General features: G+C 71.1%; 30 protein-coding genes. 23 read left to right on the top strand and 7 right to left on the bottom strand.

The annotated features are described in order from the left end of the window. Positions 1–5: 5 nt before the first annotated feature. The 4 genes from QOL88_RS18425 to QOL88_RS18410 form a co-directional block, all read right to left on the bottom strand. Positions 6–185 carry a hypothetical protein gene (locus QOL88_RS18425; protein WP_097217461.1) on the bottom strand — a complete coding sequence of 60 codons (180 nt, stop codon included), beginning with the start codon at positions 183–185 and terminating at the stop codon, positions 6–8. Positions 186–216: 31 nt separating this feature from the next. Further along, positions 217–1,248 (bottom strand): S1C family serine protease, encoded by a 1,032-nt coding sequence (locus QOL88_RS18420; protein WP_097217459.1) that lies wholly within the window; start codon positions 1,246–1,248, stop codon positions 217–219. Between the two features lie 110 nt (positions 1,249–1,358). Next, complete coding sequence (locus tag QOL88_RS18415; RefSeq protein WP_097217457.1) at positions 1,359–2,381, bottom strand: LacI family DNA-binding transcriptional regulator; 1,023 nt, start codon at positions 2,379–2,381, stop codon at positions 1,359–1,361. A 127-nt stretch (positions 2,382–2,508) separates the two neighbouring features. Continuing rightward, entirely contained in the window at positions 2,509–3,297 is a 789-nt protein-coding gene (locus QOL88_RS18410; protein WP_097217454.1) for a winged helix-turn-helix transcriptional regulator, read from the bottom strand. 176 nt (positions 3,298–3,473) lie between these two features. Here QOL88_RS18410 and QOL88_RS18405 point away from each other — a divergent pair, with 176 nt between their 5' ends. The 9 genes from QOL88_RS18405 to QOL88_RS18370 all read left to right on the top strand — a co-directional run bounded on the left by QOL88_RS18405 (position 3,474) and on the right by QOL88_RS18370 (position 8,983). After that, the gene (locus tag QOL88_RS18405; RefSeq protein WP_179878897.1) at positions 3,474–4,325 is read left to right on the top strand and encodes an alpha/beta hydrolase; all 852 of its coding nucleotides are present in this window, start codon (positions 3,474–3,476) and stop codon (positions 4,323–4,325) included. A gap of 38 nt (positions 4,326–4,363) precedes the next feature. Beyond that, complete coding sequence (locus QOL88_RS18400) at positions 4,364–4,618, top strand: MoaD/ThiS family protein (RefSeq protein ID WP_059418772.1); 255 nt, start codon at positions 4,364–4,366, stop codon at positions 4,616–4,618. 3 nt (positions 4,619–4,621) lie between these two features. Continuing rightward, positions 4,622–5,710: a hypothetical protein gene (locus tag QOL88_RS18395; protein ID WP_097217448.1), complete on the top strand. Its 1,089-nt coding sequence runs from the start codon at positions 4,622–4,624 to the stop codon at positions 5,708–5,710. Between the two features lie 151 nt (positions 5,711–5,861). After that, entirely contained in the window at positions 5,862–6,599 is a 738-nt protein-coding gene (locus QOL88_RS18390) for an LmeA family phospholipid-binding protein (protein ID WP_097217447.1), read from the top strand. 203 nt (positions 6,600–6,802) lie between these two features. After that, positions 6,803–6,883: a putative leader peptide gene (locus tag QOL88_RS38865; protein ID WP_350310325.1), complete on the top strand. Its 81-nt coding sequence runs from the start codon at positions 6,803–6,805 to the stop codon at positions 6,881–6,883. A 137-nt stretch (positions 6,884–7,020) separates the two neighbouring features. Continuing rightward, the gene (locus QOL88_RS18385) at positions 7,021–7,866 is read left to right on the top strand and encodes a sulfurtransferase (protein ID WP_097217446.1); all 846 of its coding nucleotides are present in this window, start codon (positions 7,021–7,023) and stop codon (positions 7,864–7,866) included. Between the two features lie 39 nt (positions 7,867–7,905). Then, entirely contained in the window at positions 7,906–8,193 is a 288-nt protein-coding gene (locus QOL88_RS18380) for a DUF1416 domain-containing protein (protein WP_003991226.1), read from the top strand. Between the two features lie 86 nt (positions 8,194–8,279). Beyond that, the gene (locus QOL88_RS18375) at positions 8,280–8,540 is read left to right on the top strand and encodes a DUF3099 domain-containing protein (RefSeq protein WP_097217445.1); all 261 of its coding nucleotides are present in this window, start codon (positions 8,280–8,282) and stop codon (positions 8,538–8,540) included. A 68-nt stretch (positions 8,541–8,608) separates the two neighbouring features. Further along, a complete protein-coding gene (locus QOL88_RS18370; protein ID WP_097217444.1) occupies positions 8,609–8,983 on the top strand; it encodes a VOC family protein in 375 nt (124 codons plus the stop codon). Here QOL88_RS18370 and QOL88_RS18365 read toward each other — a convergent pair. Then, complete coding sequence (locus tag QOL88_RS18365) at positions 8,977–9,339, bottom strand: DsrE family protein (protein WP_097217443.1); 363 nt, start codon at positions 9,337–9,339, stop codon at positions 8,977–8,979. The two genes, QOL88_RS18370 and QOL88_RS18365, sit on opposite strands and share 7 nt — an antisense overlap. 218 nt (positions 9,340–9,557) lie before the next feature. Here QOL88_RS18365 and QOL88_RS18360 point away from each other — a divergent pair, with 218 nt between their 5' ends. From QOL88_RS18360 to ygfZ, 6 genes are all read left to right on the top strand, one after another. Beyond that, positions 9,558–10,133, top strand: coding sequence for a heme-binding beta-barrel domain-containing protein (locus QOL88_RS18360; protein ID WP_097217442.1), 576 nt, complete (start codon positions 9,558–9,560; stop codon positions 10,131–10,133). Between the two features lie 378 nt (positions 10,134–10,511). Next, entirely contained in the window at positions 10,512–11,180 is a 669-nt protein-coding gene (locus QOL88_RS18355) for a hypothetical protein (protein WP_097217441.1), read from the top strand. Positions 11,181–11,197: 17 nt separating this feature from the next. Next, complete coding sequence (locus QOL88_RS18350; protein ID WP_097217440.1) at positions 11,198–12,895, top strand: N-6 DNA methylase; 1,698 nt, start codon at positions 11,198–11,200, stop codon at positions 12,893–12,895. Continuing rightward, entirely contained in the window at positions 12,892–13,524 is a 633-nt protein-coding gene (locus QOL88_RS18345) for a restriction endonuclease subunit S (protein WP_097217439.1), read from the top strand. Before QOL88_RS18350 ends, QOL88_RS18345 begins: the two co-directional genes overlap by 4 nt. Positions 13,525–13,552: 28 nt before the next feature. Next, positions 13,553–13,990, top strand: a complete 438-nt coding sequence (locus QOL88_RS18340; RefSeq protein ID WP_097217438.1) for a Fur family transcriptional regulator — start codon at positions 13,553–13,555, stop codon at positions 13,988–13,990. A gap of 10 nt (positions 13,991–14,000) precedes the next feature. Next, the gene (ygfZ, locus tag QOL88_RS18335; protein ID WP_097217437.1) at positions 14,001–14,966 is read left to right on the top strand and encodes a CAF17-like 4Fe-4S cluster assembly/insertion protein YgfZ; all 966 of its coding nucleotides are present in this window, start codon (positions 14,001–14,003) and stop codon (positions 14,964–14,966) included. Positions 14,967–15,012: 46 nt separating this feature from the next. Here ygfZ and dtd read toward each other — a convergent pair whose 3' ends face one another. Further along, the gene (gene dtd, locus QOL88_RS18330; RefSeq protein WP_030242984.1) at positions 15,013–15,438 is read right to left on the bottom strand and encodes a D-aminoacyl-tRNA deacylase; all 426 of its coding nucleotides are present in this window, start codon (positions 15,436–15,438) and stop codon (positions 15,013–15,015) included. Between the two features lie 211 nt (positions 15,439–15,649). On the opposite strand from dtd, the gene QOL88_RS18325 reads away from it, so the two are divergent. From QOL88_RS18325 to QOL88_RS18315, 3 genes are all read left to right on the top strand, one after another. Beyond that, complete coding sequence (locus tag QOL88_RS18325) at positions 15,650–16,279, top strand: RsiG family protein (RefSeq protein ID WP_097217436.1); 630 nt, start codon at positions 15,650–15,652, stop codon at positions 16,277–16,279. An 88-nt stretch (positions 16,280–16,367) separates the two neighbouring features. Continuing rightward, positions 16,368–17,630 carry a GNAT family N-acetyltransferase gene (locus QOL88_RS18320; RefSeq protein ID WP_097217435.1) on the top strand — a complete coding sequence of 421 codons (1,263 nt, stop codon included), beginning with the start codon at positions 16,368–16,370 and terminating at the stop codon, positions 17,628–17,630. A gap of 247 nt (positions 17,631–17,877) precedes the next feature. Next, positions 17,878–18,795: a FadR/GntR family transcriptional regulator gene (locus QOL88_RS18315; RefSeq protein ID WP_179878896.1), complete on the top strand. Its 918-nt coding sequence runs from the start codon at positions 17,878–17,880 to the stop codon at positions 18,793–18,795. 36 nt (positions 18,796–18,831) lie between these two features. Here the strand turns inward: QOL88_RS18315 and QOL88_RS18310 are convergent, their stop codons facing one another. Then, a complete protein-coding gene (locus QOL88_RS18310) occupies positions 18,832–19,020 on the bottom strand; it encodes a hypothetical protein (RefSeq protein WP_030849031.1) in 189 nt (62 codons plus the stop codon). A 148-nt stretch (positions 19,021–19,168) separates the two neighbouring features. Between QOL88_RS18310 and QOL88_RS18305 the strand changes: the two genes are divergently transcribed. The 5 genes from QOL88_RS18305 to QOL88_RS18285 all read left to right on the top strand — a co-directional run bounded on the left by QOL88_RS18305 (position 19,169) and on the right by QOL88_RS18285 (position 24,920). Next, positions 19,169–20,059: a FadR/GntR family transcriptional regulator gene (locus QOL88_RS18305; protein ID WP_097217433.1), complete on the top strand. Its 891-nt coding sequence runs from the start codon at positions 19,169–19,171 to the stop codon at positions 20,057–20,059. After that, entirely contained in the window at positions 20,059–20,802 is a 744-nt protein-coding gene (locus tag QOL88_RS18300) for an HAD family hydrolase (RefSeq protein ID WP_373559290.1), read from the top strand. The genes QOL88_RS18305 and QOL88_RS18300 overlap by 1 nt, the downstream gene beginning before the upstream one ends. Before the next feature lie 216 nt (positions 20,803–21,018). After that, positions 21,019–22,128 (top strand): phosphotransferase, encoded by a 1,110-nt coding sequence (locus QOL88_RS18295; RefSeq protein ID WP_179878895.1) that lies wholly within the window; start codon positions 21,019–21,021, stop codon positions 22,126–22,128. Between the two features lie 109 nt (positions 22,129–22,237). After that, a complete protein-coding gene (locus QOL88_RS18290) occupies positions 22,238–22,861 on the top strand; it encodes a TetR family transcriptional regulator (protein WP_179878894.1) in 624 nt (207 codons plus the stop codon). Positions 22,862–22,901: 40 nt separating this feature from the next. Continuing rightward, positions 22,902–24,920, top strand: a complete 2,019-nt coding sequence (locus QOL88_RS18285; protein ID WP_097217430.1) for a HelD family protein — start codon at positions 22,902–22,904, stop codon at positions 24,918–24,920. The last annotated feature ends 1 nt before the right edge of the window (position 24,921 follow it).

Below are 24,921 nucleotides of genomic sequence, written 5' to 3'. Positions count from 1 at the left end.
GAACGTCAGCCCCGCAGCGCCCGGCGCCGGGCCTTCCCGGCGCGGCTCGTTCTGCGGCTCGCCGTGGCCGGTGCCATCTCCGCCGCCCGGCCCGTCGGCGGGTGCAGGGCGGACGCCACCGTCAGGGCCAGGCCGATCGTCGCCGGGTCCCCGCCCGGCTCGGTGTGCACAACCTGCTCGATCATCGCCGTACTCCTCGCTGTCTCGTGCCCGGACTCAGTCGGTCGACCCCGCCCGCAGCTTCGCGAGGTCGGCCTTGACGGTGTTGATCGGGATGGCGAAGCCCAGGCCGATGCTGCCCGCGCCGGAGGACGAGGAGGCCTGGCTGGTCGGCGAGTACATCGCGGAGTTGATCCCGATGATGTTGCCGTTCATGTCGATCAGTGCGCCGCCGGAGTTGCCCGGGTTGAGGGACGCGTCGGTCTGGAGCGCCTTGTACGTCGTCGTGCTGGACCCGGTGTCACCGTTGAACTGGCGTCCGCCGAACTCGAACGGCCACTGGTCGCCCTGCCCCTGCCCCTGTCCCTGACCTTGCCCCCACTGCTGCTGACCCTGGTCCTGGCCCTCCTCGGTCGGGACCGTGACGTCGCGGTCGAGGGCCGAGACGATGCCGCTGGTGACGGTGCCGGACAGGCCCTCGGGGGAGCCGATGGCCACGACCTGGTCGCCGACCTGGATCCCGGCCGAGTCGCCGAGCGTGGCGGCCTTCAGACCGGAGGCGTTCTCCAGCTTGATCAGCGCCAGGTCCTTCTTGCTGTCGGTGCCGACGACCTTCGCGGTGTACGACTTGCCGTCGCTGGTCGTCGCCTTGATCTGGGAGGCGCCGGCGACGACGTGGTTGTTGGTGACGATCTCGCCGCCGCTGGTGATGATCACGCCGGAGCCGGTGGAGGACCCGGCGTTGGAGGTGGCGCTGATCTCGACGATGCTCGGGCTGACGGCCTTCGCGACGCCGGCCACGGTGCCCTTCTGGCTGGAGGGGACCACGTTGGTGCTGGTGGAGCTGGAGGCGACGGTGTCGTTGCCGGTCAGCTCCTGGATGCCGTAGGCGGTGCCGCCGCCTATCGCCGCCGCCACGATCGCCACGGCGGCGATCAGGGCGAGGGGGCCACGGCCGCGCTTCTTCGGATGCGGAGCATGCGCCGGGGCGTACGCCGGCGGGGGCGGCCACTCGGGGTTCACCGGGGCCTGCTGCTGACCCTCGTAAGGGTTCTCGTACTCGCCACTGCGGTGGAAGCTCTCGGTCATGGAACAGAGCTTGTCGCCCGACCATGAGAGCTTCCTGAGTGCTCCCTGAGAAGCCCGACAGAACCTCGTATGCCCGATATAAAGAGGCCCGCCGCCTCAACCCCCGGCGGCTACGCGCAGCCGCAGGACTGCCGGGTCACCAGGCGCGACGGGAACACCTTCAGCCGCTCCCGACGGGCCCCCGCGACCCGCAGCCCGTCGTCGAGGACGAGGTCCACCGCCGCCCGGGCCATCGCCGGGCGGTCGGACGCGATCGTCGTGAGGGGCGGGTCGGTGAGCCCCGCTTCCTTGATGTCGTCGAAGCCGGCCACCGCCAGCTCGCCGGGGACGTCGATGCGCAGTTCGCGCGCCGCGCGCAGCAGGCCGATCGCCTGGTCGTCGGTGGAGCAGAAGATCGCCGGCGGGCGCTCGGGGCCGGAAAGGATCTTCAGGGCGGCCTGGTAGGCGTCGTAGCGGTTGTAGAGGGCTTCGAAGAGGCGGCCCTCCGTGGAGATCCCGGCGTCGGCCATCGCGCGGCGCCAGCCCTCGACGTGGTCGGAGACCGGGTCGCCGACCGCGGGCGTCTCGGCTATGCCGCCCATACAGGCGACGTACTCGTGGCCGTGCTCCAGCAGGTGCCGGACGGCGAGCTCGGCGCCACCCAGGTCGTCCGTGGTGACGGCGACGTCGTCGATGGCCTCGGGCCGCTCGTGCAGCAGCACGACCCGGGCGTCCCAGGCGTCGATCTCGGCGGCGGCGAGGTCGTTGAGCGCGTGGCTGACGAGGATGAGTCCGGAGACCCGCATCCCCAGGAAGGCGCGCAGGTAGTGGACCTCGCGTTCGCCGACGTAGTCGGTGTTGCCGACGAGGACCATCTTTCCGCGCTCGGAGGCGGCCTGCTCGACCGCGTGCGCCATCTCCCCGAAGAAGGGCTGGCGGGCGTCCGGGATGATCAGGCCTATGAGGTCCGTACGCCGGGACGCCATCGCCTGGGCCACCCGGTCGGGCCGGTACCCCAGTTCCTTGATCGCGGCGAGGACACGCTCGCGCGTGGCCGGGGCGACCGGCCGGGGTCCGTTGTTGATGACATAGCTGACCACGGCAGTGGAAGTCCCTGCCAGCCGCGCCACATCATCCCGAGTCACCTTGGCCACGCGCGGAGTCTACGCGGATATACCGGCTCCGGGCAGGGCGTAAAGGAGGTTCCGTACGATATGCCGACCGCCGTCCGGGGCACCCCTGAGGGAAGCGATGCCCAGGTCGGCGGCGCAATACGCCTCGTTACGCCTTCGCGCGGGCCTCGACCCCGTCCAGGGCGGCCGACTTGTCCGCGGTGTCCGGCTTTTCCTTGGCCGCCTTGGCCTTCGCCTCCTCGGCGGCGCGCTCCATCTTCTCCGGCTTCTCCGGCGTAACGAATCGATAACCGACGTTCCGGACGGTGCCGATCAGCGACTCGTGCTCGGGGCCGAGCTTGGCGCGCAGCCGCCGTACGTGCACGTCGACCGTGCGCGTACCGCCGAAGTAGTCATAGCCCCAGACCTCCTGGAGCAGCTGGGCGCGGGTGAAGACGCGGCCGGGGTGCTGTGCGAGGTACTTCAGGAGCTCGAACTCCTTGAAGGTGAGGTCGAGGACGCGGCCCTTGAGCTTGGCCGAGTACGTCGCCTCGTCGACCGACAGGTCGCCGTTGCGGATCTCCATGGGGGAGTCGTCGCTGACGATCTGCTGCCGGCCCATGGCCAGTCGCAGTCGCGCCTCGACCTCGGCCGGGCCGGCGGTGTCGAGCAGGACGTCGTCGATGCCCCAGTCGGCGGTGACGGCGGCGAGGCCGCCCTCGGTGACGACGAGGACGAGCGGACAGCCCGGCCCGGTGGAGCGCAGCAGCTGGCAGAGGCTGCGGACCTGCGGCAGATCGCGCCGGCCGTCGATGAGGATGACGTCGGCGCCGGGGGTGTCGACGAGGGCGGGGCCCTCCGCGGGGGCCACACGCACGTTGTGCAGGAGCAGGCCGAGGGCGGGGAGCACCTCCGTCGACGGCTGGAGGGCATTGGTCAGGAGCAGCAGAGAACTCATACGTCTGGTTCCTCCTCGGTCCCTGCGAGGACGCTTGTTGGTACAGCACCGCTCTGTCTGCGATCCCGAAGGCCCCGTACACCTGCGGTTTCCCGCTTCGTATACAACGCTTCCGAAAGCACAAAAGGACCCGGGGGCTACGCTGCCCGAGTCCTCTGCCCAGCAGAATAGCCCACATGAGCTCTCGTCCGGCAGGTCATGTGGCGCGTTCCACCGATCGTCCACACTCCGAGACGCCCGCGGGAACGCCTGCGCGGAGGCCTTCGAGGACGTTTCTGCGCACGGTCGACGGGGTGACGATCGACGCCCTGTACGACCCCGGTACCGCTGTATACGACGCCTCGCGGACGCCTTCCCCTCACCCCGTGTTCGTCGTCGCCCACGGCTTCACCGGTGCCGTGGACCGGCCGCATGTACGAAGGGTGGCGCAGGCCTTCGCCCGTTACGGGGCGGTCGTCACGTTCTCCTTCCGGGGCCACGGTGCCTCCGGCGGGCGGTCCACGGTCGGGGACCGGGAGGTGCTCGACCTGGCGGCGGCGGTGCGGTGGGCGCGGGAGCTCGGGCACGCGCGCGTGGGGACGGTCGGGTTCTCGATGGGCGGCTCGGTGGTGCTGCGGCACGCGGCGCTGCACCCCCGTGAGACCGACGCGGTGGTCTCGGTCAGCGCCCCGGCCCGCTGGTACTACCGGGGGACCGCCCCGATGCGGCGGCTGCACTGGATGGTGACGCGGCCGGAGGGGCGGATCGTCGGCCGGTACGGCTTCGGGACGCGCATCCACCACCGGGACTGGGACCCGGTCCCGCTCTCCCCGGTGGAGGCGGTGCCGAGGATCGCCCCCACCCCGCTGCTGATCGTGCACGGCGAGGCCGACGGCTACTTCCCCGTCGACCACCCGCGGATGCTGGCCGCTGCCGCCGGTGACCAGGGGGAACTGTGGCTGGAGCCGGGGATGGGGCACGCCGAGCACGCGGCCGGAGACGCGTTGCTGGCCCGGATCGGGGAGTGGGTCGCGGGCCGGGCGGGCTAGCCTGACGGGGTTCACCGCCGAATTCATTGAGGAAGCAGATGCCAAAGGTCACGGTGCGCTACTGGGCCGCCGCCAAGGCCGCGGCCGGGGTGGCCGAGGAGCCGTACGAGGCGGCCACCCTCGCCGAGGCGCTCGCCGGAGTGCGTGAACGGCACCCCGGCGAGCTCGAGCGCGTCCTGCGCCGGTGCTCGTTCCTGGTGGACGGCGACCCCGTGGGCACCCGCGGACATGAGACGGTACGGCTGGCCGACGGCGGCACGGTCGAGGTGCTCCCGCCGTTCGCAGGAGGATGAGCGATGACCAACCAGCCGAACCAGCCGAACCAGCACTACGACCCCTACGGGCAGCAGCCGCAGGCGTGGCCCGGGCAGGGGTACCAGGGGTACGAGGACCCGCACGCCGCTCAGCAGTACACGCAGCAGTGGCAGGGGCAGACCTGGGAGACGCAGAACCATCGGGCGGTGTCCGCGCAGGCGCCGGATCCGGAGACGGCGATCCTCACACCGCAGTCGCCCCGGCCGCCCCAGGCGTCCCAGAGTCCCCGGGCGCCGCAGGGACCTGCCGCCCCGGCCGCAACCGACGCTGACGCCTCCGCCACCGGCTACGGCCCCGCCACCGTCGGCGGGAACGCGCGCGTCACCGACGCGCAGCGGGCCCGCGCGGAGGGGCGCTCCCCGATCATCGAGCCCGGCATGCAGCCGGCCGCGTTGACGGCGCTGCTCGGGCTGCTGCTGGCCGGTGCCGCGGCGGCCGGGACGTACGCGTTGCTCGTGCCGCTGGTGATCCTCCAGGCCGTCACCGCGGCGGGCTGGTTCCGGCTGAACGGCATGTGGCCGGCCCGGCAGGGCATCGCGCTGGGCTTCGCGGGCGCGCTGGCCGCCGACGCGGCGCTGCTCGTCTCGGGCCGCTCGCCGTCGGCGATCCTCGGCACGATCGGGGTGTGGGTGCTGCTCGCTCTGGTCCTGCAACTGCGGTCGCACGCCGACCCGGACGAGCGGATGTACGGCCTGATGGCGACGGTCGCGGCCTCGGCGCTGGCGATCGTGGCGGGCGGGTATCTCGCGGCCGCGGCGGACGCGGTGACGGTCGGCGCGGTGGCCGTCGCGGTCGCCGTCCTGGCCCGCGCGCTGCCGCTGCCGACCCCGGCCTCGGTGGTGGTGTCCCTGCTCGCCGCTGCGGGTGCGGGCATCGCGGTCGGGTCGGTCACGGACCTCGGCACGTCGGGCGCCCTCCTCGGCGCGGGCGCCGCCGTCTGCGCCCTGATCGGCCACCGGGTCGCGAGCTACGACTACCCGTCCCGCTTCGTCCACTTCACGGCGGGCGTGGCCCTGCCGCTGGCCGCCGCGGCCCCGGCGGTGTACGTCCTGGGCAGGGCGCTGGCGTAGATCAGACAGGGCGGGACGCCGCGCCGCCCGCCCTGTCACAGATGATCAACAATCCTCCGGCCCCCCTTCCCCACGGGGTTACTCTCACGCAGGGGACGGCCACCCGGTCGTCAGGCACCGCGTCCAACCGACTGGGTGGGGGACACACCGCATGCGCGCACTGCGAATACTGCTGATCTTCGTCGTGATCCTGGGCGGGCTCTTCGTGATCGCCGACCGCGTCGCGGTCAACTTCGCCGAGGACGAGGCCGCCGACCGGCTGAAGACGACGGAGAACCTGGCGGCGACACCCGATGTGTCGATCAAGGGCTTCCCGTTCCTCACCCAGGTCGCCGGCGGTTCCCTGGACGACATCGAGGTAGGCATCAAGGACTACGAGGCCGCCGCGGGCAACGGCGGCCAGAAGATCCGTATCGACGACCTCCAGGCCGACATGAAGGGCGTCGAGTTCTCCGGCGACTACAGCTCCGCCACCGCCTCCACCGCCACCGGCACCGCGACCATCGCCTACGGCGAGCTGCTGAAGACCGCGAAGTCCGAGCCCACCCAGGTCGCCCCGGGCGTCACCGCCAACGTCATCGGCCTCTCCGACGGCGGCAACGGCAAGATCAAGGTCACCGTCGAGGCCACGGTCCTCGGCACCAAGCTCCCGGAGCCGGTCTCCGTGCTCAGCTCGGTGAAGGTGGACAACGGCACCGTCCGCGTGCACGCCGACGGCCTGCCCACGTTCGGCGGTGTCGACATCGCCGAGAACCGCGTCCGGGCGATCACCGACTTCCAGCAGAAGATCGACGGCCTGCCCGGCGGCATCAAGCTCGACACCGTCCAGGCCGCCCCGGACGGCGTCGAGATCACGGTGAAGGGTTCCGACGTCCGCCTGGCCGGGTAGTCAGTCGCTCGGCGGGTCCGACCTGCGCTGTCCGGTGGGCGAGACGGCGATGTCCGCAGCGCAGATGTGACGGGGGATACGGTCGGCCGGACGCCGTGCGGCGAGCGCCCCGGCGGCCTCTCGATCCCATATGGCGGATTGTCTCGTCTCAGCATGCGACACACCGGTGACACGCCCGCCCGACCGTCCCTACGATCGACGGTATGAAGCGACAGGCGGATCTCACGAAGCGGCGGGCAGTAGACCTGTGCCGCGTCGCCGCCATGCTCTGTCGCACCTTCTGAGCGATCGCGTCGGCAGTCGCGCCGGCGCGCGCATCCCCGCAGCCCCGCATCACGGGCACCCGTGCGCCGCCCTGCCTCAAGGGCGCGCCCTGCAGACCTCGCACGCCCCGCCGTAACTGCCCCGGAGGAGAAGAAGCATGAGCCGCAACGACGTCCTGGTTGACGCCGACTGGCTCCAGGAGCACCTGGACGACCCGACCATCGCCATCGTCGAGGTGGACGAGGACACGTCCGCCTACGAGAAGAACCACATCCGCAACGCCATCCGGATCGACTGGACGCAGGACCTCCAGGACCCGGTCCGCCGTGACTTCGTCGACCAGGAGGGCTTCGAGAAGCTCCTGTCCGACAAGGGCATCGGCAACGACCACACGGTGGTCCTCTACGGCGGCAACAACAACTGGTTCGCCTCCTACGCCTACTGGTACTTCAAGCTGTACGGCCACGACAGCGTCAAGCTGCTCGACGGCGGCCGCAAGAAGTGGGAGCTCGACGCCCGCGAGCTCGTCGCCGGCGACGAGGTGCCGGAGCGTCCGAAGACGGACTACAAGGCCAAGGCCCAGGACACGTCCATCCGCGCCTTCCGCGACGACGTCGTGGCCGCGATCGGCTCGCAGAACCTCGTCGACGTGCGTTCGCCCGACGAGTTCTCCGGCAAGCTGCTCGCCCCGGCCCACCTGCCGCAGGAGCAGTCCCAGCGCCCGGGCCACGTCCCGTCCGCCCGCAACATCCCGTGGTCCAAGAACGCCAACGACGACGGCACCTTCAAGTCGGACGACGAGCTCAAGGAGCTCTACGCCGCGGAGAGCGTCGACCTGGCCAAGGACACCATCGCCTACTGCCGCATCGGTGAGCGCTCCGCGCTGACCTGGTTCGTGCTGCACGAGCTCCTCGGTGTGGAGAACGTCAAGAACTACGACGGCTCCTGGACCGAGTACGGCTCCCTCGTGGGCGTGCCGATCGAGCTCGGCGCCAACAAGTAAGCAACCCCGACCGACCTTTCCAGACTTCAGGAGTACGACATGTGCGGTGCGAAGGCCGGCGGCCCCGACGCCTCGACGATCAAGCCCGGTGAGACCACCATCCAGGGTCAGGTGACCAAGGACGGCGAGCCCGTGGTGGGTTACGTCCGTCTGCTGGACTCGACCGGCGAGTTCACGGCCGAGGTGCCGACCTCGGCGACCGGACAGTTCCGCTTCTACGCGGCTGAGGGCACCTGGACCGTCCGTGCCCTCGTGCCCGGCGCCACCGCCGACCGCACGGTCGTCGCCCAGCAGGGCGGCCTGGCGGAGGTCGCGATCGCCGTCTGACGGCGAGAGTGCCAGTAGGGGCCGCACCCCCCGGGTTGGACACCTGGGGTGCGGCCCTTCGGCCTGCCCGGACCTACCCTGGACGTATGTACGCACGCCGGCGTCATACGTACTTCGCGATGATGGGCCTCTGCATCGGCCTCTTCGTGCTGGCGTGGGGTGTCGTGCGGCTGTGGTCCATACCCGTCGCCGTCGGGATGTGCGTCGTCGCCATGGTCATCCCGCCCGTCGCGGCCATGGTCGCGAACCGGCGCGGGCCGGAGGACCGGTGGTGGGACGACCCGTCCGGCGATCCCAAGTCCGACGAGTGGTGGGACGAGCTGGACGGCAAGAAGCGCCCGCACTGACCGCCGTCCGCCCCGCCCGCCCGCGCTGACCGGCGTCCGCCCCGCCCGCCCGGGGTATCCGTGCCCCCATGAGACTGACAGCGGCGGTTCTGGACGCCCCGCACGCCCGGGAGCTCGCGCTCTTCTATCTGCGGCTGCTGCCCGGCTGGGGCGTCTGGCGGGACGAGGACGGCCCCGACTGGGTCCACATCCGGCCGCCCGGCGGCGGCACGGGGCTGTCCTTCCAGACGGAACCCGACTACCGGCCGCCGGTCTGGCCGAGCGAGCCGGACCGGCCGCGGATGATGACGCACCTCGACATCGAGGTCGACGACCTGGAGCGGGAGACCGCGCGGGCCGTCGCCGCCGGGGCGCGGCTCGCCGGGTACCAGCCGCAGGACGACGTCCGGGTGCTGCTGGATCCGGCAGGGCACCCGTTCTGCCTGTACACGGAGTCTCAGTAGACGAGCGCCTGCGTCTCGTCCGCCATCGCCTCCTGGACGAACACCTGCGCGCCGGCGATGCGGACGCCCTTCAGGACGTCCTGCTCCGTGATCTCGCGGCGCGCCGCGCACTGCGTGCACAGGGTGACGCGGCCGGCCGTGAGGAGGGAGTCCAGCAGGTCGGGCAGGGGAGCGGCGTGCGGCAGCTCGAACTCGGCGGCCCGGCCGGGCAGGGCGAACCAGGCGGACTCGCCGGTCAGCCACAGGGAGACATCGACACCGCTGGCGACGGCCACCGCCGCCACCGTGAACGCCTGGGAGCACCGCTCGGGGGCGTCGGCCCCCGCCGTCACCTTGATCACCAGCTTCTTCGCCATAGCCGGAAGAGTAGTCCGGAATCGAAGTGCCGAAGGGGCCCGCGTAAGCTGGCCCCCGGCCCTGTGCACCCATTCGCACCCCCGCTCAAGGAGCACCCCGTGGAGATCTTCTTCGAAATCCTGTTGGTCCTGGTCGCCGTCGGCGTCCTCGCCTTCGCCGGACTGACCGTGAAGAAGCTGTACCAGGGCCAGCGCTGACCCACGTCTAGGAAGTTCCCATGATCGAGATCCCGTCCGACCTTCACAAGGACCTCGTCCCGCTCGCCTTCCTGCTCGGCAACTGGGCGGGCGCGGGCGTGCACGACTTCCCCGGCTCCGAGAAGTGCAACTTCGGGCAGGAGGTCACCTTCACCCACGACGGCCGGGACTTCCTGGAGTACCAGTCCCACAGCTGGGTCCTGGACAAGGACGGCAACAAGGTCCGCCCGCTGGAGTCCGAGCACGGCTACTGGCGGATCGACGGCGCCCGCAAGGTCGAGGTGACGATGACCCGCGACGACGGCGTCATCGAGATCTGGTACGGCGAGCTGGCCGACAAGAAGCCGCAGATCGACCTCGTGACGGACGCGGTGGCCCGCACGGCCGCCTCCCAGCCCTACACCGGCGGCAAGCGGCTGTACGGCTACGTCAAGAGCGACCTGATGTGGGTGGGCGAGAAGCAGACCCCCGAGGTCGAGCTGCGCCCCTACATGTCGGCCCACCTGAAGAAGGTCGTCACCCCGGAGGAGGTCGAGCGCTGGGCCAAGGCCCTGCCCGACGACATGCCGGACGACGGCATCGCCTTCTTCAAGTAGTCCTTCAGCCCCTCAGCTCCTCAGCGGCTCCGACCGGCACCGGTCGGAGCCGTTTTGCGCGTGCCAGAGCTGGTCCTGAAACAGTTCCCGCCCAGAGGGGGTTAACAAACACCTTCAGCAGTGCGCTGCGCTTGCAGGGTGGGGGCTTTGTGGCTACGGTGGAGACCGCAGCGCCGAGTGGCGTGGTCTCGCGCGGTGTGTGAAACGCAAAACCCCCGGTCGCACTTGGAGTGCGTCCGGGGGTCGGAAAGCCGTGCCCCGGGTGGCGTGCTGAGCAGAGGCGAACCCGGGGCGTTCGCGTCCCACCGTAACACCTTGTGGGCATATCCGTACTTGGACCGGGTCGGGCGAAGCCATGCCCAAAGAGGGGGGACCACTGTGACTGATCAGCTGCCGGAGTGGATGTTGCGCGCGTTTTCCAGGTTGCGGCTGGCGCGCTATGTGGCCTCAGCGCGCGGCAACGCGGCAGTGGCTGCGCGGCTGTACTGGTGGAACATCGAGGCTTCGGCCGCGTTGTACGGCTCGCTGCACTGTCTGGAGCTCGCCCTGCGCAACGCTCTGCACCACCAGCTTTCCCTCGCCTACGGCAGAGATGACTGGTGGGCCGTGGCACCGCTCAATCCCAACGGACAGCGACTCGTGGTCAAGGCGCGCAGCAAGTGCGAGCGCCGAGGGCTTGTTCCCGCGCCGGCAGACGACATCGTGGCCGAGCTGTCCTTCGGTTTCTGGGCCTCTCTGGTGAGCGGTGGATCGCGCTACGACCGCCTCTTCTGGGTGCCCACCGTGCACAAGGCGTTCGCGCATTACTCCGGTCGCCGTGACGCACTCTACGACGGACTGTGGTCGCTGGTCCTGCTGCGCAACCGGATCATGCACCACGAGCCGATCCACCATCGGGACCTCGCGGCGGACCATGCCAAGATCTACCGCATGCTGGGCTACCTTGACCCGCAGATCGCCAAGGAGGCGCAGGCCCTGGACCGGTTCCCGGTGGTTCTCGCGAGCCGCGGCGACGTGCTGAGCGGTTCCCGGCCGCCCCGCTTCTGACTCTTCGGGCAGGCACTGTGAGTGACATCGACGACGTACTCGTCTCGCGCGCCGATATCGCGCGGCTCGCGCTCGTGCAGCGACCGGCCGTGACGAACTGGGAGCGCAGGCATCAAGACTTTCCCGGTCCGGCCGTCGTGGACCGGGCCGACGGGTCGGGCGAGATCGAGGTCTTCCGAGCCGCCGAGATCCTGGCATGGCTGGAGCGGCGCACGGTTCCGGCGAACGCCCGGCGGCCCGAGGAACCGGCCGGGACGACGTACGGGGACCGCTTCCGCGCCGGCCTGGGACGGGCGCGGGCCGGGGCGCTGCTCCAGGTCGTGCAGCGCCTGAGCGGTCCGGAGGCGGAACGCTTCCGCGGAGAGCTTTCCGTCGCGGACTACCTCACCGTGCTGCTCTCCCTTGTCTACGTGCGGGGCTGTCTGCCCGGCGAATGGGAGAGAGTAACGGCTGAGGTGAACAGGGACCAGTTCACGCACTCAGGTGAGCTGCTCGTCCGCTTCCTCGCACGGGCCGTCGAAGAGGGGCTCGGGCCAGGCCACGGCCAACTGCTCCTCGCCCTTTCCAAGAGGCTCGGCGACTTTCGGGTGGCCGACACCGTGCAGTTGCTCGACGGTACGGAGCCGATGGAGTGGACGGAGTACGCGCAGGCCTTCGAATGGCTCCTGGCCCGGTACAGCGAACTCGCGGGCAGGACTGCTGGTGACTTCTTCACTCCGCGTGCCGCGGCCGACCTGGTGTCGAAGTTCGTGGCCGACGGCGCTCAAGGCGTGCGGAGCGTGCACGACCCCTTCGTGCGCGCCGGTGAGCTGCTGGCCGCCGCACTCGACGGTATGGCGGATGAGCGGGCGGGGGCGCCTCCACCTGAGGTCAGCGGGGCGGGAGTCGGGGAGCACCCGCTGGCCCTGGCCGGCATGAACCTTGCGCTGCACGGCCTGCCCGACGCCGAGTTGCGGCCCGGGCACACGGCCCCCTCCGCAGGGCCCCGACCCGGGCACCGCGTGTTCGACCGTGTCGTCACGAACCCACCGTTCAACTCCAGGCTTCCGAAGCACCCCGTCGACCCCGCGCACTGGCGCTACGGTCAGCCGCCCCGGCACAACGCCAACTTCGACTGGCTTCAGTACATCGTGGCCTCGCTCGCCCAGGGTGGGCGCGCGGCCGTGCTGATGCCCGACATCGCGGCCTTCTCCTCCAACCCCTCCGAACGACGGATCCGGTCCGCCATGGTGGAAGACGGGGTGGTGGAGGCCCTGATCGCCCTGCCCTCCCAGTTGTTCACCACGACCAGCATCTCCGTCACGATCTGGCTGCTGCGATCTGCGGAGCCAAGCGGTGACAGGAGCGATGGCGAAGTCCTTTTCGTCGATGCGAGGCGGTTCGGTTCGATGGTCTCCCGGACACAGCGGGCGCTCACTCCGGAGGAGACGCAGAGCATTTTCCGGCAGTACGAGTCCTGGCAGGCCGCCAGGGCGGCTGGACGTCCCTACCCCGGCACCCCGGGAGTGAGCAGGGCCGTACCCGTCACCGAGATCAGGGCGCGGGACCACACGCTCAGCCCTTCCGTCTACCTGTCGAGCGACGTACCGACGGACGCGGGAAGCGCGGACCCGCGCGACCTGAGCGTCCTGGGCGAGCGCCTGGCCAAAGCGCACAGTCGGGCGCGCGCCGCGGACGCCGCAGTCGACGAGCTGCTGAGGAGGTACGAACCGTGAACGCGGACCGTCGCCAAGGCGTCCCGGAGGGGTGGCGGACAGCTCCCCTCGGCGACCTCTGCGACATCCAGGCGGGCGGCCCGGCCCTGCGCCGGAGCGAGGACGTTCCCGACGGTGTTCCTCTCGTCCGTCCGGCCGACCTCCGGCACCGGCGCATCTCGCCGGAGCCGGGCATGCCACGGGTGCCCCTCGAGCGGGCACGTGACCTCTCCAGACACCGGCTTGTCGCCGACGACATGCTGGTGAGCCGCACCGGGACGGTCGGCCGGGTGGCACTTGTCACCGCGGACGAGCAGGAGTGGCTATACAACAGCCACCTGTTGCGTGTGCGACCGCACGATCCGGCGCAGACGCTGTACCTCGTCGCATATGTCGCCCGCCGGGCGACAGGCGACTGGCTGGAGAGCCGGGCGGTGGGAACGACCGGCATGAGGTCGATCACCGTACGCACTCTGTCGGATCTGCCGGTCCTGCTCCCTCCGGTGGAACAGCAGCGGGACATCGGGGCCGCCTTGTCCTCGGTCGACGAGAAGATCCGGGCCCATGAGGACATCGTCAGGACGACCGCTGCCCTGCGCGACACCCTCTCGGACCTCCTCATGTCCGATCGCCTACCACCGCGCCCGTGATGGGGCCGACGCTTCTACACTGGGTGCTGTGGTGAGCACCGACTGGAAGAGCGATCTGCGGCAGCGCGGCTACCGGCTGACCCCGCAGCGGCAACTCGTGCTCGAAGCCGTGGACACCCTTGAGCACGCGACCCCCGACGACATCCTCGTGGAAGTGAGGAAGACGGCGTCGGGGGTCAACATTTCGACGGTGTACCGGACGCTGGAGCTCCTGGAGGAGCTCGGTCTGGTCAGCCACGCGCATCTGGGGCACGGGGCGCCGACGTACCACCTCGCGGACCGGCACCACCACATCCACCTGGTCTGCCGGGACTGCCAGAACGTGATCGAGGCGGACGTCTCGGTGGCCGCGGAGTTCACCGACAAGCTGCGGCAGACCTTCGGGTTCGACACCGACATGAAGCATTTCGCGATCTTCGGCCGGTGCGAGGACTGCACGCTCAAGGCTTCAACTACCGAGTCGTAGGCTTACGGATATGAAGAGCCCCCTGCTGACCCTGCCCGGCGCCGTCCCCGCCGAGGGCGTGGACGAAGGTGTCGCCGCCCACTACGGCGATCTGTTCCGTGAGCAGCGCGCCCTCGCCGACGGCACCGGATTCGTGGACCTCTCGCACCGGGGGGTCGTCGCCGTCACCGGCGAGGACCGGCTCGCCTGGCTGCACCTGCTGCTCACCCAGCACGTCAGCGACCTCCCGGCGGGCCGGGCGACCGAGGCGCTGATCCTCTCCGCGAACGGCCACATCGAGCACGCCCTGTACCTCGTCGACGACGGCTCGACGGTCTGGGCCCATGTGGAGCCGGGCACCGAGGAGGCGCTGATCGCCTACCTGGAGTCGATGAAGTTCTTCTACCGGGTCGAGGTCGCCGACCGCACGGCCGACACCGCGGTCGTGCACCTCCCGGCCGGCTCCATCGCCCCGGTCCCCGAGGACGTCGTCGTACGGGAGACGCCGCACGGCCGGGACCTGTTCCTGCCGCGCGCCGACCTGGAGGCGTACGCGGCGCAGGCCGGGCCGCCCGCCGGGATCCTCGCCTACGAGGCGCTGCGCGTGGAGCAGTACCGGCCCCGGCTCGGTTTCGAGACCGACCACCGCACCATCCCGCACGAGCTGGGCTGGATCGGCTCGGCGGTGCATCTGCAGAAGGGCTGCTACCGGGGGCAGGAGACGGTCGCCCGGGTGCAGAACCTGGGCAAGCCGCCGCGCCGGCTGGTCTTCCTGCACCTCGACGGCAGCGAGGTCCATCTGCCCGTGGCCGGTACGGAGCTCCGGCTCGCGGACGACGGCCCCGACGGCCGCAAGGTCGGCTTCATCACGACGTCCGCCCGTCACCACGAGCTGGGCCCGGTCGCCCTCGCCCTGGTGAAGCGGAACGTGGCGGTGGACGCCCCGCTGATGGCCGGCGACACGGCGGCGGCGCAGGAAGTCGTCGTCGAGCCGTAGACCCTCCTGGTGGATCTTCGGCCAGGAGGCTTGTAGATCTTTCGGGTCAGATTTCGATCTGCACGGTGAACGGGCCGTCGTTCGTCAGTGATACGCGCATCGCCGCCCCGAAGCGGCCCGTGGCCACCGTCGCGCCGAGGGAGCGCAGCTGGGCGACGACCTCGTCGACCAGCGGCTCGGCGACATCGCCGGGGGCGGCGGCGTTCCAGGTGGGGCGGCGGCCCTTGCGGGCGTCGCCGTAGAGGGTGAACTGGCTGATCACCAGGAGCGGGGCGTCGATGTCGCTGCACGACTTCTCGTCGTGCAGCATGCGGATCGACCAGAGCTTGCGGGCCAGCTGGGCCGCCTTCTCCTTGGTGTCCTCGTGGGTGACGCCGACGAGGACGCACAGTCCCTCGCCCTCGATCGCGCCCACGGTCTCGCCGTCCACGACGACGCTCGCGCCGTCCACCCTCTGCACCACTGCTCGCATACGTCCATCATGCAGGGCGGTGACATCGGCGCCGCGGGTGGTCGGCGGATGCACCGAAAGGGTGGTTTGCGCGGGCGCCAACAGCCCCTGCACGGACGTATTTTGCTGCTATACCGCCCATCTGGGGTCTATCGGGGGCACTCGTTCCCATAGCGGCCACTTGGGGTGGCACGATGCTTGCACACACCGGTCGAGGGGACGGTTGAGGCACATGAGCACATCAAGCACCGGACAGCAGCAGGCGGCTGTCTGGTCGACGTACACGGGGATGGGCGCGTCGGAATACCACCGGCCGCCCACACAGCGCACGGACAGCCCGCGGCTGCCCTCGGACGCCGGACCGGAGATGCCCGCGCTGAGCCTGCCCGAACTGCGCACGCTGCGCCGCGAGGCCCAGCGCGACGAGACCGACCTCAGCTATCTGCGGCGGCTGCTCCAGGGGCGGATCGACATTCTGCGCGCGGAGGTGGACCGGCGTACGCCGGCGGGCGAGGGCTCCGCCGCGGTGTCCGAGGAGACCTCGGTGGTGGAGCGGCTGGCGGAGATCCTGCGGGACGCCCCGGCACGGCACCGCTCCTCCGCCCGCCATGTCACCCTGGGCACCCCGCAGGGCGAGGAGTACCGGCGGCTGGCCGCCGAGATGCTCGCCGAGGTGGAGCTGTCCGACCTGGGCGCGCGCACGGACCTGGAGCTGGAAGCGGCGATGGGGCGGCTCGAGCGCCACGAGCAGCAGGTCTCCCGGCGCCGCCAGCGGCTCCAGCGCACGGCCGACGAGTGCGGCGCGGAGATCGCGCGCCGGTACCGCGAAGGGGAGGCGCAAGTCGACGACCTGCTGGTCTGAGCCGTCCCGGAGCCGGGACCAGCTGTGGGGAGGGCCGGCGGGCGGATATTGACGCGACACCGACCGGCCCTCCGCCTAGCGTGAGTTCATGCCCCCCATACCCCGTGCCGACGGCATCGACGTACGCCCCATCGCCGCATCCGAGTTCGCCGACTGGCTGCGTGCCGTGAACACCGGCTTCCTGCGGGCGACCCCTCTGACCGACGAGGAGGTCGAGGGCCGGCGCGAGCGGTTCGTGGCGGGCCGCTACCTCGGAGCCTTCGACCGCGGCAGGTGCGTGGCGACGTTCCGGTCCTTCGACCAGGAGCTCACGGCCGTGGGCGGCGCGAGCGTCCCGGCCGACGCGATCTCGGGGGTCACCGTCACCGCCACCCACCGCCGTCGCGGGCTGCTCAGCCGCATGATGGCGCGGGACCTGGCGGCCGCGAAGGAGCGCGGGGACGTGGCCGCGACGCTGATCGCCGCCGAGTACCCGATCTACGGCCGCTACGGCTTCGGGCCGGCGACCTGGACGGCGGAGTGGACGGTCGACGTGCCGCGCGCCGGCCTCGACGCCCGCTGGGCGGGCCCGGCGGACGGCGGGCGGATCGATCTGGTGGAGGGCGAGGACGTCCGCAAGCTCGGCCCCGAGCTGCACGAACGGATGCGCCGCGGCCGAGCGGGCGTCATCGACCGCGACGAGACCTGGTGGAAGGTGACCACCGGCGCCCTGCGGCTCGACCCGTCGTGGAAGCCGCCCTTCTACGCCGTGTACCGCTCGGCGTCCGGCGAGGTCGAGGGCATGGCCGTGTACGAGGTGGACGACAACTGGGGTGACGCCAAGCAGCCGTTGAACACGGCGACCGTTCGGTGGCTCACCGGAGTGACACCGGCCGCGGAACGCGCGCTGTGGGAGTACGTCTGCTCCGTCGACTGGGTCGTGACGGTGAAGAGCGGCTGGCGGGCGCCCGACGACCTGCTCCCGCACTTCCTGCCCGACCCGCGGGCGGCGAGGATCACCTCGCTGGCGGACTGGCTGTGGGTGCGCGTCCTGGACGTCGAACGGGCGCTGAAGGCGCGGACGTACGAGGGCACGGGGGCGCTGGTGCTGGAGGTCGCCGGTGTGGACGGGCTGACCGGCGGGCGCTACCGGCTGGAGGCCTCGCCCGAGGGGGCGTCCTGCACGCCGACCACCGAGAGCGCGGAACTCGAACTGGGCCTCGGGGAGTTGGGGGCGCTGTGGCTGGGGGACGAGTCGGCGGTGCGGCTGGCGGCGCTGGGACGGGTGCGCGAGGAACGAGCGGGCGCCGCCCGGAAGGCCGACGCCCTGCTGCGTACGTCCAGGCGGCCTTGGTGCCCGGACGTGTTCTGAGCCACTCCCTCCTGCCGGTGTGCTGGGACCCGCATCCGTAGCGAGCTGTTCAGTTGTGGTTGTCGTGCGGCCGTGTCGGCCGGGCGGGACTCCCGGCTCCCCTCCGGAAGGGAGTCCCTGGCGGGTGGCCAACCTCCTGAAGGTCTGACCATGTGCGCGAAGTTGGTGACCAACTTCACTGTACTTATCTCCGCCTGGAAGCGGCTCATAACCACCTTTGCCTGAACTGCCCAAAGATGGCGGGAAGTTGTACTGTGCAGGAGTGGACCCGGAACACGACTCCGTCACTGGGCGGAAGAGGTCGCAACGGCCACAGAGGTCACATCACGAGGTGGCCGACGAGCTGCGCGCCCGGATCAGGTCAGGGGCGCTGCGGCCGGGTGCGCGCATGCCCACCCAGGCCCAGCTGGCCCACGAGTTCGGTGTCGAGCGCGGGGCGGTGCGGCAGGCGCTGCGCATCCTGCAGTCCGAGCGGCTGCTCACCAACGTGTCCAAGGGCAGTCCGGCGACCGTCGCCCCCGACCCCGTCGGGCCGCTGACCGGCCCGGAGGCTCCTCCGCTGCCCACGACGGTGGCCCTCGCACCCCGGATAGCGGCGGCGTTCGGCGCGGAGCACGTCGAGATCGACGCCGTGTGCCTGACGTCCATCTCCCTCACGCTCGCCATCGGTGAGCCGCTGCGGCAGATCCACGCCGGACGGCTGAAACCGGCCAAGGTCGACGTCCGGGTGCTGCTGCCGAGCCGGGACATCGACCTGGCCTTCCCGGTGCCGGTCGAGGGGGGCGGCGACGACTGGGTGCACGAGCGCTGGCTGGCGATGCGCAACGCCCAGGGGCAGGTCCTCCAGCACAACCTGCTGGCCCTGCGCGCCACCCACGGCATCGACGTGCGCGTCACGTTCCGGGCGCTGCCCTTCACCCCGCCGGTGAAGCTGTACCTGCTCAACGGCACGGAGGCGCTGTTCGCGTACTACACGCTGACGCGCCGGGAGGCCGAGGCCGATCGCGAACAGCCGGCGTTGTACGACGCCCAGGGCACCCAATCCATGCTGTTCTCCTTCGAGCAGGGCGCCGGGCTGCGCGACACGACGTTCGTGGAGCAGTCGCACCTGTGGTTCAACGCACTGTGGGAGACGATCAGTTCGGAGCTGGTGCTCACGAGCTGACGTCTCCCACGGGTCGTTCCGGGGCGGTGCGGTGGTTCATCGGGCGGGCCCCGTCATCAGCAGCGCGAGCACGACCGCTCCCGCGGAGCTGACGGCCGGGCTCTTGGCCTTGACGCCCACGGTGAGAAGGATCAGACCGACGAGGCCGGCCGGACCGTACTTCCACTGGACGAGCTGTTCGAAGGCGACGACGAAGGCGGCGGAGAGGAGAGCGAGGGCGGGCATCGGTGTTTCCCCCTTCGGAAGTCCGGAAGCAAAACTTCCACCAACTCCGAGAAGTTGGTAACCAACTCTGATTAAGTTGTCCCCACTTGGCCCCTAGTCATAAACAACTTTCAAACAACTCCCGCCAATTGGATCAGAGTTGTAGCGTTTGGTCGTGACCCAGGAGAGCGTGGCGGAGAACGTGGCAGTGAACGGCAGCAGAAGGTCCTCGCCCCAGGAGATCGCCGACATCCTGCGGCAACGCATCCGAGCCGGTGAACTCAAGCCGGGGGACCGCCTGCCCACCCAGGCCGAACTGGCGGAGGAGTTCGGCGTGGAGCGCGGCGCCGTCCGCCAGGCCCTGCGCGTCCTCCAGGAGGACGGCCTCCTCACCAACGTCAGCAAGGGCAGCCCACCGCGGATCGCGGCCCCGGAGCCGGTCCGGGGGGAGCCGCAGCCGACGATGGTGGGGCTGGCCCCGCGTCTGACGGAGGCCTTCTCGACGCCGCACGTGCGCGTCGACGTGGTCTGCCACACCGCGGAGACCCTGATGGTCGCCATCGGCGAACCGCTGCGCCTGATCCACGAGGGCCGCATCCAACCCGAGTCGATCGACGTCCGCATCCTGGTCCCCTCCCGGGACATCGAGCTGGCCTTCCCGGTCCCGGTCGAGGCCCACGGCGACGACAACCCGGTGCACCAGCGCTGGCTGGCGATGCGCAACGCCCAGGGGCAGGTCCTCCAGCACAACCTGAAGGCGTTGCGCTCGACGCACGGCATCGACGTCCACGTCACGTTCCGCGCGCTGCCGTTCACCCCGCCGGTGAAGCTGTACCTCCTCAACGAGGAGGAGGCCCTGATCGGCTACTACATGCTGACCAGGCGTGCGGAGGAGTGGGGCAGCCAGACCCTGGACATGTACGACGTCCTCGGCTCCCAGTCGCTCCTCTTCTCCTTCGTGAAGCGGACGGGCCGCCGGGACGCGGCGTTCGTGAAGGAATCCCAGAAGTGGTTCAACGCCCTCTGGGAAACCATCACGTCGGACCTGACACTCTCCTAGTGACTTCTGATACGAAGCAGACTGGTGCGGTGCACATCACGACCGAGAACGATCCGAACCGACTCCGCGATCGGATCGGACGTGCCCGTGTCGTGCTGTGGGACTTCGACGGGCCCATCTGCCGCCTGTTCGCCGGGCACTCGGCGGAGCGGGTGGCGGGCGACCTGGTGTCCTGGCTGGAGGGCCGTGGTCTGCACGGCCTGCTCACGGAGACCGAGCGCGAGTCCCTCGACCCGCACGTGGTCCTGCGCGCCGTGGACCGCCGGCATCCCGGCAGCGACCTCGTCGCCGAGCTGGAGGAACGCCTCACCCAGGAGGAGCTGCGGGCCGCGACCTCGGCGATGCCGACCCCGTACGCCGATCCGCTGATCCGCACCTGGACCGCGGTGGGATCCCGCCTGGCGATCACCACGAACAACTCGCCACGGGTGGTCCGCACGTACCTCGCGGGACGCGGCCTCGCCGACTGCTTCGCCCCCCACGTCTACGGCCGCACCCAGGAACTCCGGCACCTGAAGCCGGACCCGCACTGCCTGAACCGGGCGCTGCGGGCGATGGGGGCGGCGCCGGACGAGGCGTTGATGATCGGCGACGCCCCCACGGACCACGAGGCGGCCGCGCGGGCCGGAGTGCCCTTCCTGGGCTACGCGCGCAACGACAGGAACGCGAAGCTCCTGCTGGAGGCCGGGGCGGAGACGGTCGTGGGGTCCCTGGAGACGCTGCTGCGACTGCTGCGCGGGTGAGCGTTCGAGCGGCGCGAGGGCGCCCCGCCTCGAACAGCACCACCCGGGTGGGGCCGGGCGAGCACGCCGGTGCCGTCGTCCGGGTGCGCGTCGGTCACCCCTGGGAGGGGACCCGTTCCCGGATGGCCGGGTTTTCCTCCGGTGGCCGAGTTCCGTGGAGTAACGTGCGTCTCCCCTTACACCATTCGGCACCACCGGAACAGGCTGAACCATCGAATGACACCCCCCTTGGTCTCCGGTGCTCGCGAGCGAGCCGAGGAGATGAGCGGCGATCCGAGTCTGGTCAAGGGGCCGCTCAAGGGGTATCACCACGAGACGTACGTCCTCGCACTGCCGGGGCGGGCGGGAGCCGTCAAGGTTCGTGAGCCGCGGGCCGAGATCCTGTGGTTCGACCGGAGGTGCTTCGGGTCGGAGGAGGAGCTGCTCAGGGCCCTCCAGCCACACCTCAGCCGTATCCCGCACATCGTCGACGTCGGCGGCATGGCGCTGCAGGGCTTCATCGAGGGGCGGACGCTCGGTGAGCAGCACCGGCCGGGACGGCGCGTGTACGACGCCACGTTCGGTCAGATCGTCGACGTCTTCCGCGAGATGGTGCGGGTCACGCCGGACATGCTCAGCGTGGAGCGGCGCTGCGAGGACCGCGACCGTGCCGAGGACGGTGACAGCGACGGCTTCCTGGAGCGCCTGATCGTCTTCGTCGAGGAACAGGTCTACGAGAAGAACCACCGGACCTTCGCCGGGCTCTTCCACGCGCTCGGCATCTCGGAGGAATCGTTCACCCTGCTCAGGAAGCACGTGCTGGGGCTTCAGGAGCGCCCCTTCTGCCTGCTGCACGCGGACCTGCACCGGGAGAACTTCGTCCTCGACCCCCGGCAGCGGCTGTGGGTCATCGACTGGGAGCTGGCGATGCTGGGGGACCCGCTCTACGACCTGGCCACCCATCTGTACCTGATGCGCTATCCGGCCGACCAGGAGAACCGCATGGTGCGCGAATGGTGCCGGGTCGTCGAGGGGATCCGGCCCGGCGGCTCGTCCGGCTGGGAGCGGGACCTGCCGATGATCCTCGACTTCAAGAGGGCGCAGTCGGTCTTCACCGACGTCATCCGGGTGGCGCTGTCCCTGCGTGAGGAGTGGGGCTTCAACTGGCTGGCCGTTCCCGTCGCCGCGGGCCGGCTGCAGAAGATCCTGGCCGCCGCCGCAGGGCCGCTCGGTCTGGCGCAGGTGCCGAGCCGAGCCCAGATCATGGCCGCGCTCGTCCGCTGGCACGGGGAACGCGAGGCCTCACGCGACGAACAGCCCATGCCCACCGCGTCGGACGTCTACTGACCCGGGGCCGCCGCACCAGCCCGTTCCCGCCCGGCGGCCGCCCCGGCCTGCCGCATCTCGCCCCGTACCGCGCCCCGGGCCGACCCCGCCCCTGCGTAGGCTCGCCCTCATGAGCGACCCCGGCCTGCGTGAGCGTAAGAAGCGGCGGATGTACGAGACCGTGTCGGACATCGCCGTGCGGCTCTTCATGGAGAAGGGGTTCGACGCGGTGTCCGTCGCGGAGGTGGCGGCGGCGGCCGAGATCTCGAAGCCGACGTTGTTCCGGTACTTCCCGGCCAAGGAGGATCTGGTGCTGTACCGGATCGCCGATCACGAGGGGGAGGCCGCCCGGGTGGTGGCGGGGGCCGAGGGGGCGGCCGTGGAGGCGCTGCGGCGGCATTTCGTGGCCGGGCTGGAGCGGGGGGACCCGGTGACCGGGCTCAGCGACCATCCCGACGTGCTCGCCTTTCACGCCCTGCTCTACGGGACGCCCTCCCTGGTCGCCCGGGCGCACACCCACCAGGAACGGTCGGAGGCCGCGCTGGCCGAGGTGCTCGGGGGTGATCTGGACGCGCGGCTCGCGGCCGGGCAGATCATGGCCGTGCTGCGGGTGCTCGCGCTGGAGAACTGGCGGCGGATCGCGGCGGGGGAGCGGGTGGCGGACGTGCGGCCGGACGCGGTCGCGGCGGCGCAGCGGGCGTTCGGGTGGCTCGCGTCCGGGCTGCCGCCGCGCCTCCGGGGCGAGACTCGGTAATTTATTTAACTCGGTTACGTCTTCGCGTACGCTCGGTGGAATGACCTCGACCGAGCCTGCCCTCCAGTACGTCCTCGACCGGGAACGCGCCCACCACGAGCGCTGCCGGACCGCCCTCGCCGCGATGGTCGAGGGCGCCGGTGAACAGGTCGTCATCGGGGAGGACGTGTCCGCGTCCGGGGCCGATGCCGAAGTCCTCGGGTACCAGCTGCGCAGCCGGGCGAAGGCGCTGCGGGAGCTGCCCGAGGGGCCGTTGTTCTTCGGGGCGCTGGAGGGCGGGGACGGCACGCTGCACATCGGGCGGCTGCGGATCTCCGAGCACCCGGCCGAACCGCCCCTGGTCGTCGACTGGCGTGCGCCCGTCTCACGCGCCTTCTACCAGGCGTCGGCCCGGGACCCGCAGGGCGTGGCGGTGCGCAGGCGGTTCGGGTGGGCGCCCGGCAGCCGGGGCGACTCCGGGGATCTCACCGGCCTGGAGGACGAGCACCTGGAGGAGGGGGAGACGCGCGACAGCGAGATCGTCGCCCGGGAGATCGAGCGGCCCCGGGTCGGGCCCATGCGGGACATCGCCGCGACGATCCAGCCCGAGCAGGACGACCTCGTCCGGGGGGACCTGACGCTGTCGGTGTGCGTGCAGGGCGCCCCGGGCACCGGCAAGACCGCCGTCGGGCTGCACCGGGCCGCGTATCTGCTCTACACGCACCCGCAGCGCATCCGGCGCGGCGGCCTGCTGATCCTCGGACCCAACCGCACCTTCCTGTCGTACATCGCCGAGGTGCTGCCGGCCCTCGGCGAGACCGGGGTGCGGCAGTCGACCCTGGGGGAGGAGATCGCGCGCTGCCCGGTCCGCGGCGTCGACGACGAGCCGGCCGCCGTCGTGAAGCACGACGCCCGGATGGCCGAGGTGCTGCGGCGGGCGCTGTACGCGCGCGTGCGCGCCGAGGGGAGCGGCGCGGAGATCGCCCTGCCGGACGGGGCCTACCGGTGGCGGGTGCCGGCGAGGGAGCTCGCGCGGATCGTGGCCGAGGTGCGGGAGGAGGAACCGCCCTACGGGGTCGGGCGGGAGCGGGTGCGGGCGCGGATCGTGCGGTCTCTGCGTGAACAGGTCGAGCGGCGGGCCGGGCCGCCGCCGAACGCCTGGGTGCGGCGGGTCGAGCGGGCGCGGCCGGTGTCGGCGTACGTCGATGCCGTGTGGCCGCGGGTGCGGCCGGAGGAGGTCGTCGCCGAACTGCTCGGCGACGAGGAGGTGTTGGCGGCGGCCGCCGAGGGGCTGCTCGACGCCGGTGAGCAGCGGGCGCTGCTGTGGGAGCGGCCGCCCCGGTCGTGGAAGTCGGCGCGCTGGTCGGCCGCCGATCTGGTGCTGCTCGACGAGGTGGCCGGGCTCATCGGGCATCCGGAGGGGTACGGGCACGTCGTCGTCGACGAGGCGCAGGACCTCTCCCCGATGGAGTGCCGGGCCATCGCCCGCCGGGCCCGCTTCGGTTCGCTGACGGTGCTGGGCGATCTGGCGCAGGGGACGACGCCGTGGGCGGCGCGGTCCTGGCGTACGGTCCTCGCGCACCTGGGGAAACCGGACGCGGCCGAGGTCGCCCTGACCACCGGGTTCCGGGTGCCGCAGGCCGTCGTCGGGCTCGCCAACCGGCTGCTGGAGCGTCTCGACGTGGACGTGCCGGCGGCCCGTTCGCTGCGCGGGGACGGGGAGTTGCTGATGCGGGAGACGACCGTCGACGGCGTGCCCCGGGCGGTCGTGGCGGCCGTACGGGACGCGCTGGGGCGGGAGGGTTCGGTAGGGATCGTCGCGGCGGACGCGGACGTGCCCCGGGTGCGGGCGGCCCTGGACGCGGCCGGCATCTCGGCGGCGGGCCCGGACGAACTCGGCGCGCGGGTCGCCCTGGTGCCGGCGAGCGTGGTCAAGGGCCTGGAGTACGACCATGTCGTGGCCGTCGAGCCGGCGGCGATCGCCGAGGCGGAGGCACGGGGGCTGCACCGGCTGTACGTGGTGCTGACCCGGGCGGTGTCGCGGCTGGAGGTGGTGGGGGGGAGGGAACTGCCGTTCTAGG

The organism is Streptomyces sp. Ag82_O1-12, from assembly GCF_900182715.1.
GTDB lineage: Bacteria > Actinomycetota > Actinomycetes > Streptomycetales > Streptomycetaceae > Streptomyces > Streptomyces massasporeus.
The sequence above is the reverse complement of the archived record's forward strand: the minus strand, read 5'-3'. Positions and strand labels throughout refer to the sequence as shown.

Coding starts and splice junctions, on each gene's coding strand:
- QOL88_RS18425 (WP_097217461.1), bottom strand. CDS start 185: ATGATCGAGCAGGTTGTGCACACCGAGCCGGGCGGGGACCCGGCGACG.
- QOL88_RS18390 (WP_097217447.1), top strand. CDS start 5,862: ATGCGCGCACTGCGAATACTGCTGATCTTCGTCGTGATCCTGGGCGGG.
- QOL88_RS18380 (WP_003991226.1), top strand. CDS start 7,906: ATGTGCGGTGCGAAGGCCGGCGGCCCCGACGCCTCGACGATCAAGCCC.
- QOL88_RS18360 (WP_097217442.1), top strand. CDS start 9,558: ATGATCGAGATCCCGTCCGACCTTCACAAGGACCTCGTCCCGCTCGCC.
- QOL88_RS18365 (WP_097217443.1), bottom strand. CDS start 9,339: ATGGCGAAGAAGCTGGTGATCAAGGTGACGGCGGGGGCCGACGCCCCC.
- dtd (WP_030242984.1), bottom strand. CDS start 15,438: ATGCGAGCAGTGGTGCAGAGGGTGGACGGCGCGAGCGTCGTCGTGGAC.
- QOL88_RS38865 (WP_350310325.1), top strand. CDS start 6,803: ATGAAGCGACAGGCGGATCTCACGAAGCGGCGGGCAGTAGACCTGTGC.
- QOL88_RS18420 (WP_097217459.1), bottom strand. CDS start 1,248: ATGACCGAGAGCTTCCACCGCAGTGGCGAGTACGAGAACCCTTACGAG.
- QOL88_RS18290 (WP_179878894.1), top strand. CDS start 22,238: ATGAGCGACCCCGGCCTGCGTGAGCGTAAGAAGCGGCGGATGTACGAG.
- QOL88_RS18385 (WP_097217446.1), top strand. CDS start 7,021: ATGAGCCGCAACGACGTCCTGGTTGACGCCGACTGGCTCCAGGAGCAC.
- QOL88_RS18395 (WP_097217448.1), top strand. CDS start 4,622: ATGACCAACCAGCCGAACCAGCCGAACCAGCACTACGACCCCTACGGG.
- QOL88_RS18295 (WP_179878895.1), top strand. CDS start 21,019: ATGACACCCCCCTTGGTCTCCGGTGCTCGCGAGCGAGCCGAGGAGATG.
- QOL88_RS18370 (WP_097217444.1), top strand. CDS start 8,609: ATGAGACTGACAGCGGCGGTTCTGGACGCCCCGCACGCCCGGGAGCTC.
- QOL88_RS18325 (WP_097217436.1), top strand. CDS start 15,650: ATGAGCACATCAAGCACCGGACAGCAGCAGGCGGCTGTCTGGTCGACG.
- QOL88_RS18375 (WP_097217445.1), top strand. CDS start 8,280: ATGTACGCACGCCGGCGTCATACGTACTTCGCGATGATGGGCCTCTGC.
- QOL88_RS18310 (WP_030849031.1), bottom strand. CDS start 19,020: ATGCCCGCCCTCGCTCTCCTCTCCGCCGCCTTCGTCGTCGCCTTCGAA.
- QOL88_RS18285 (WP_097217430.1), top strand. CDS start 22,902: ATGACCTCGACCGAGCCTGCCCTCCAGTACGTCCTCGACCGGGAACGC.
- QOL88_RS18410 (WP_097217454.1), bottom strand. CDS start 3,297: ATGAGTTCTCTGCTGCTCCTGACCAATGCCCTCCAGCCGTCGACGGAG.
- QOL88_RS18405 (WP_179878897.1), top strand. CDS start 3,474: ATGAGCTCTCGTCCGGCAGGTCATGTGGCGCGTTCCACCGATCGTCCA.
- ygfZ (WP_097217437.1), top strand. CDS start 14,001: ATGAAGAGCCCCCTGCTGACCCTGCCCGGCGCCGTCCCCGCCGAGGGC.
- QOL88_RS18400 (WP_059418772.1), top strand. CDS start 4,364: ATGCCAAAGGTCACGGTGCGCTACTGGGCCGCCGCCAAGGCCGCGGCC.
- QOL88_RS18320 (WP_097217435.1), top strand. CDS start 16,368: ATGCCCCCCATACCCCGTGCCGACGGCATCGACGTACGCCCCATCGCC.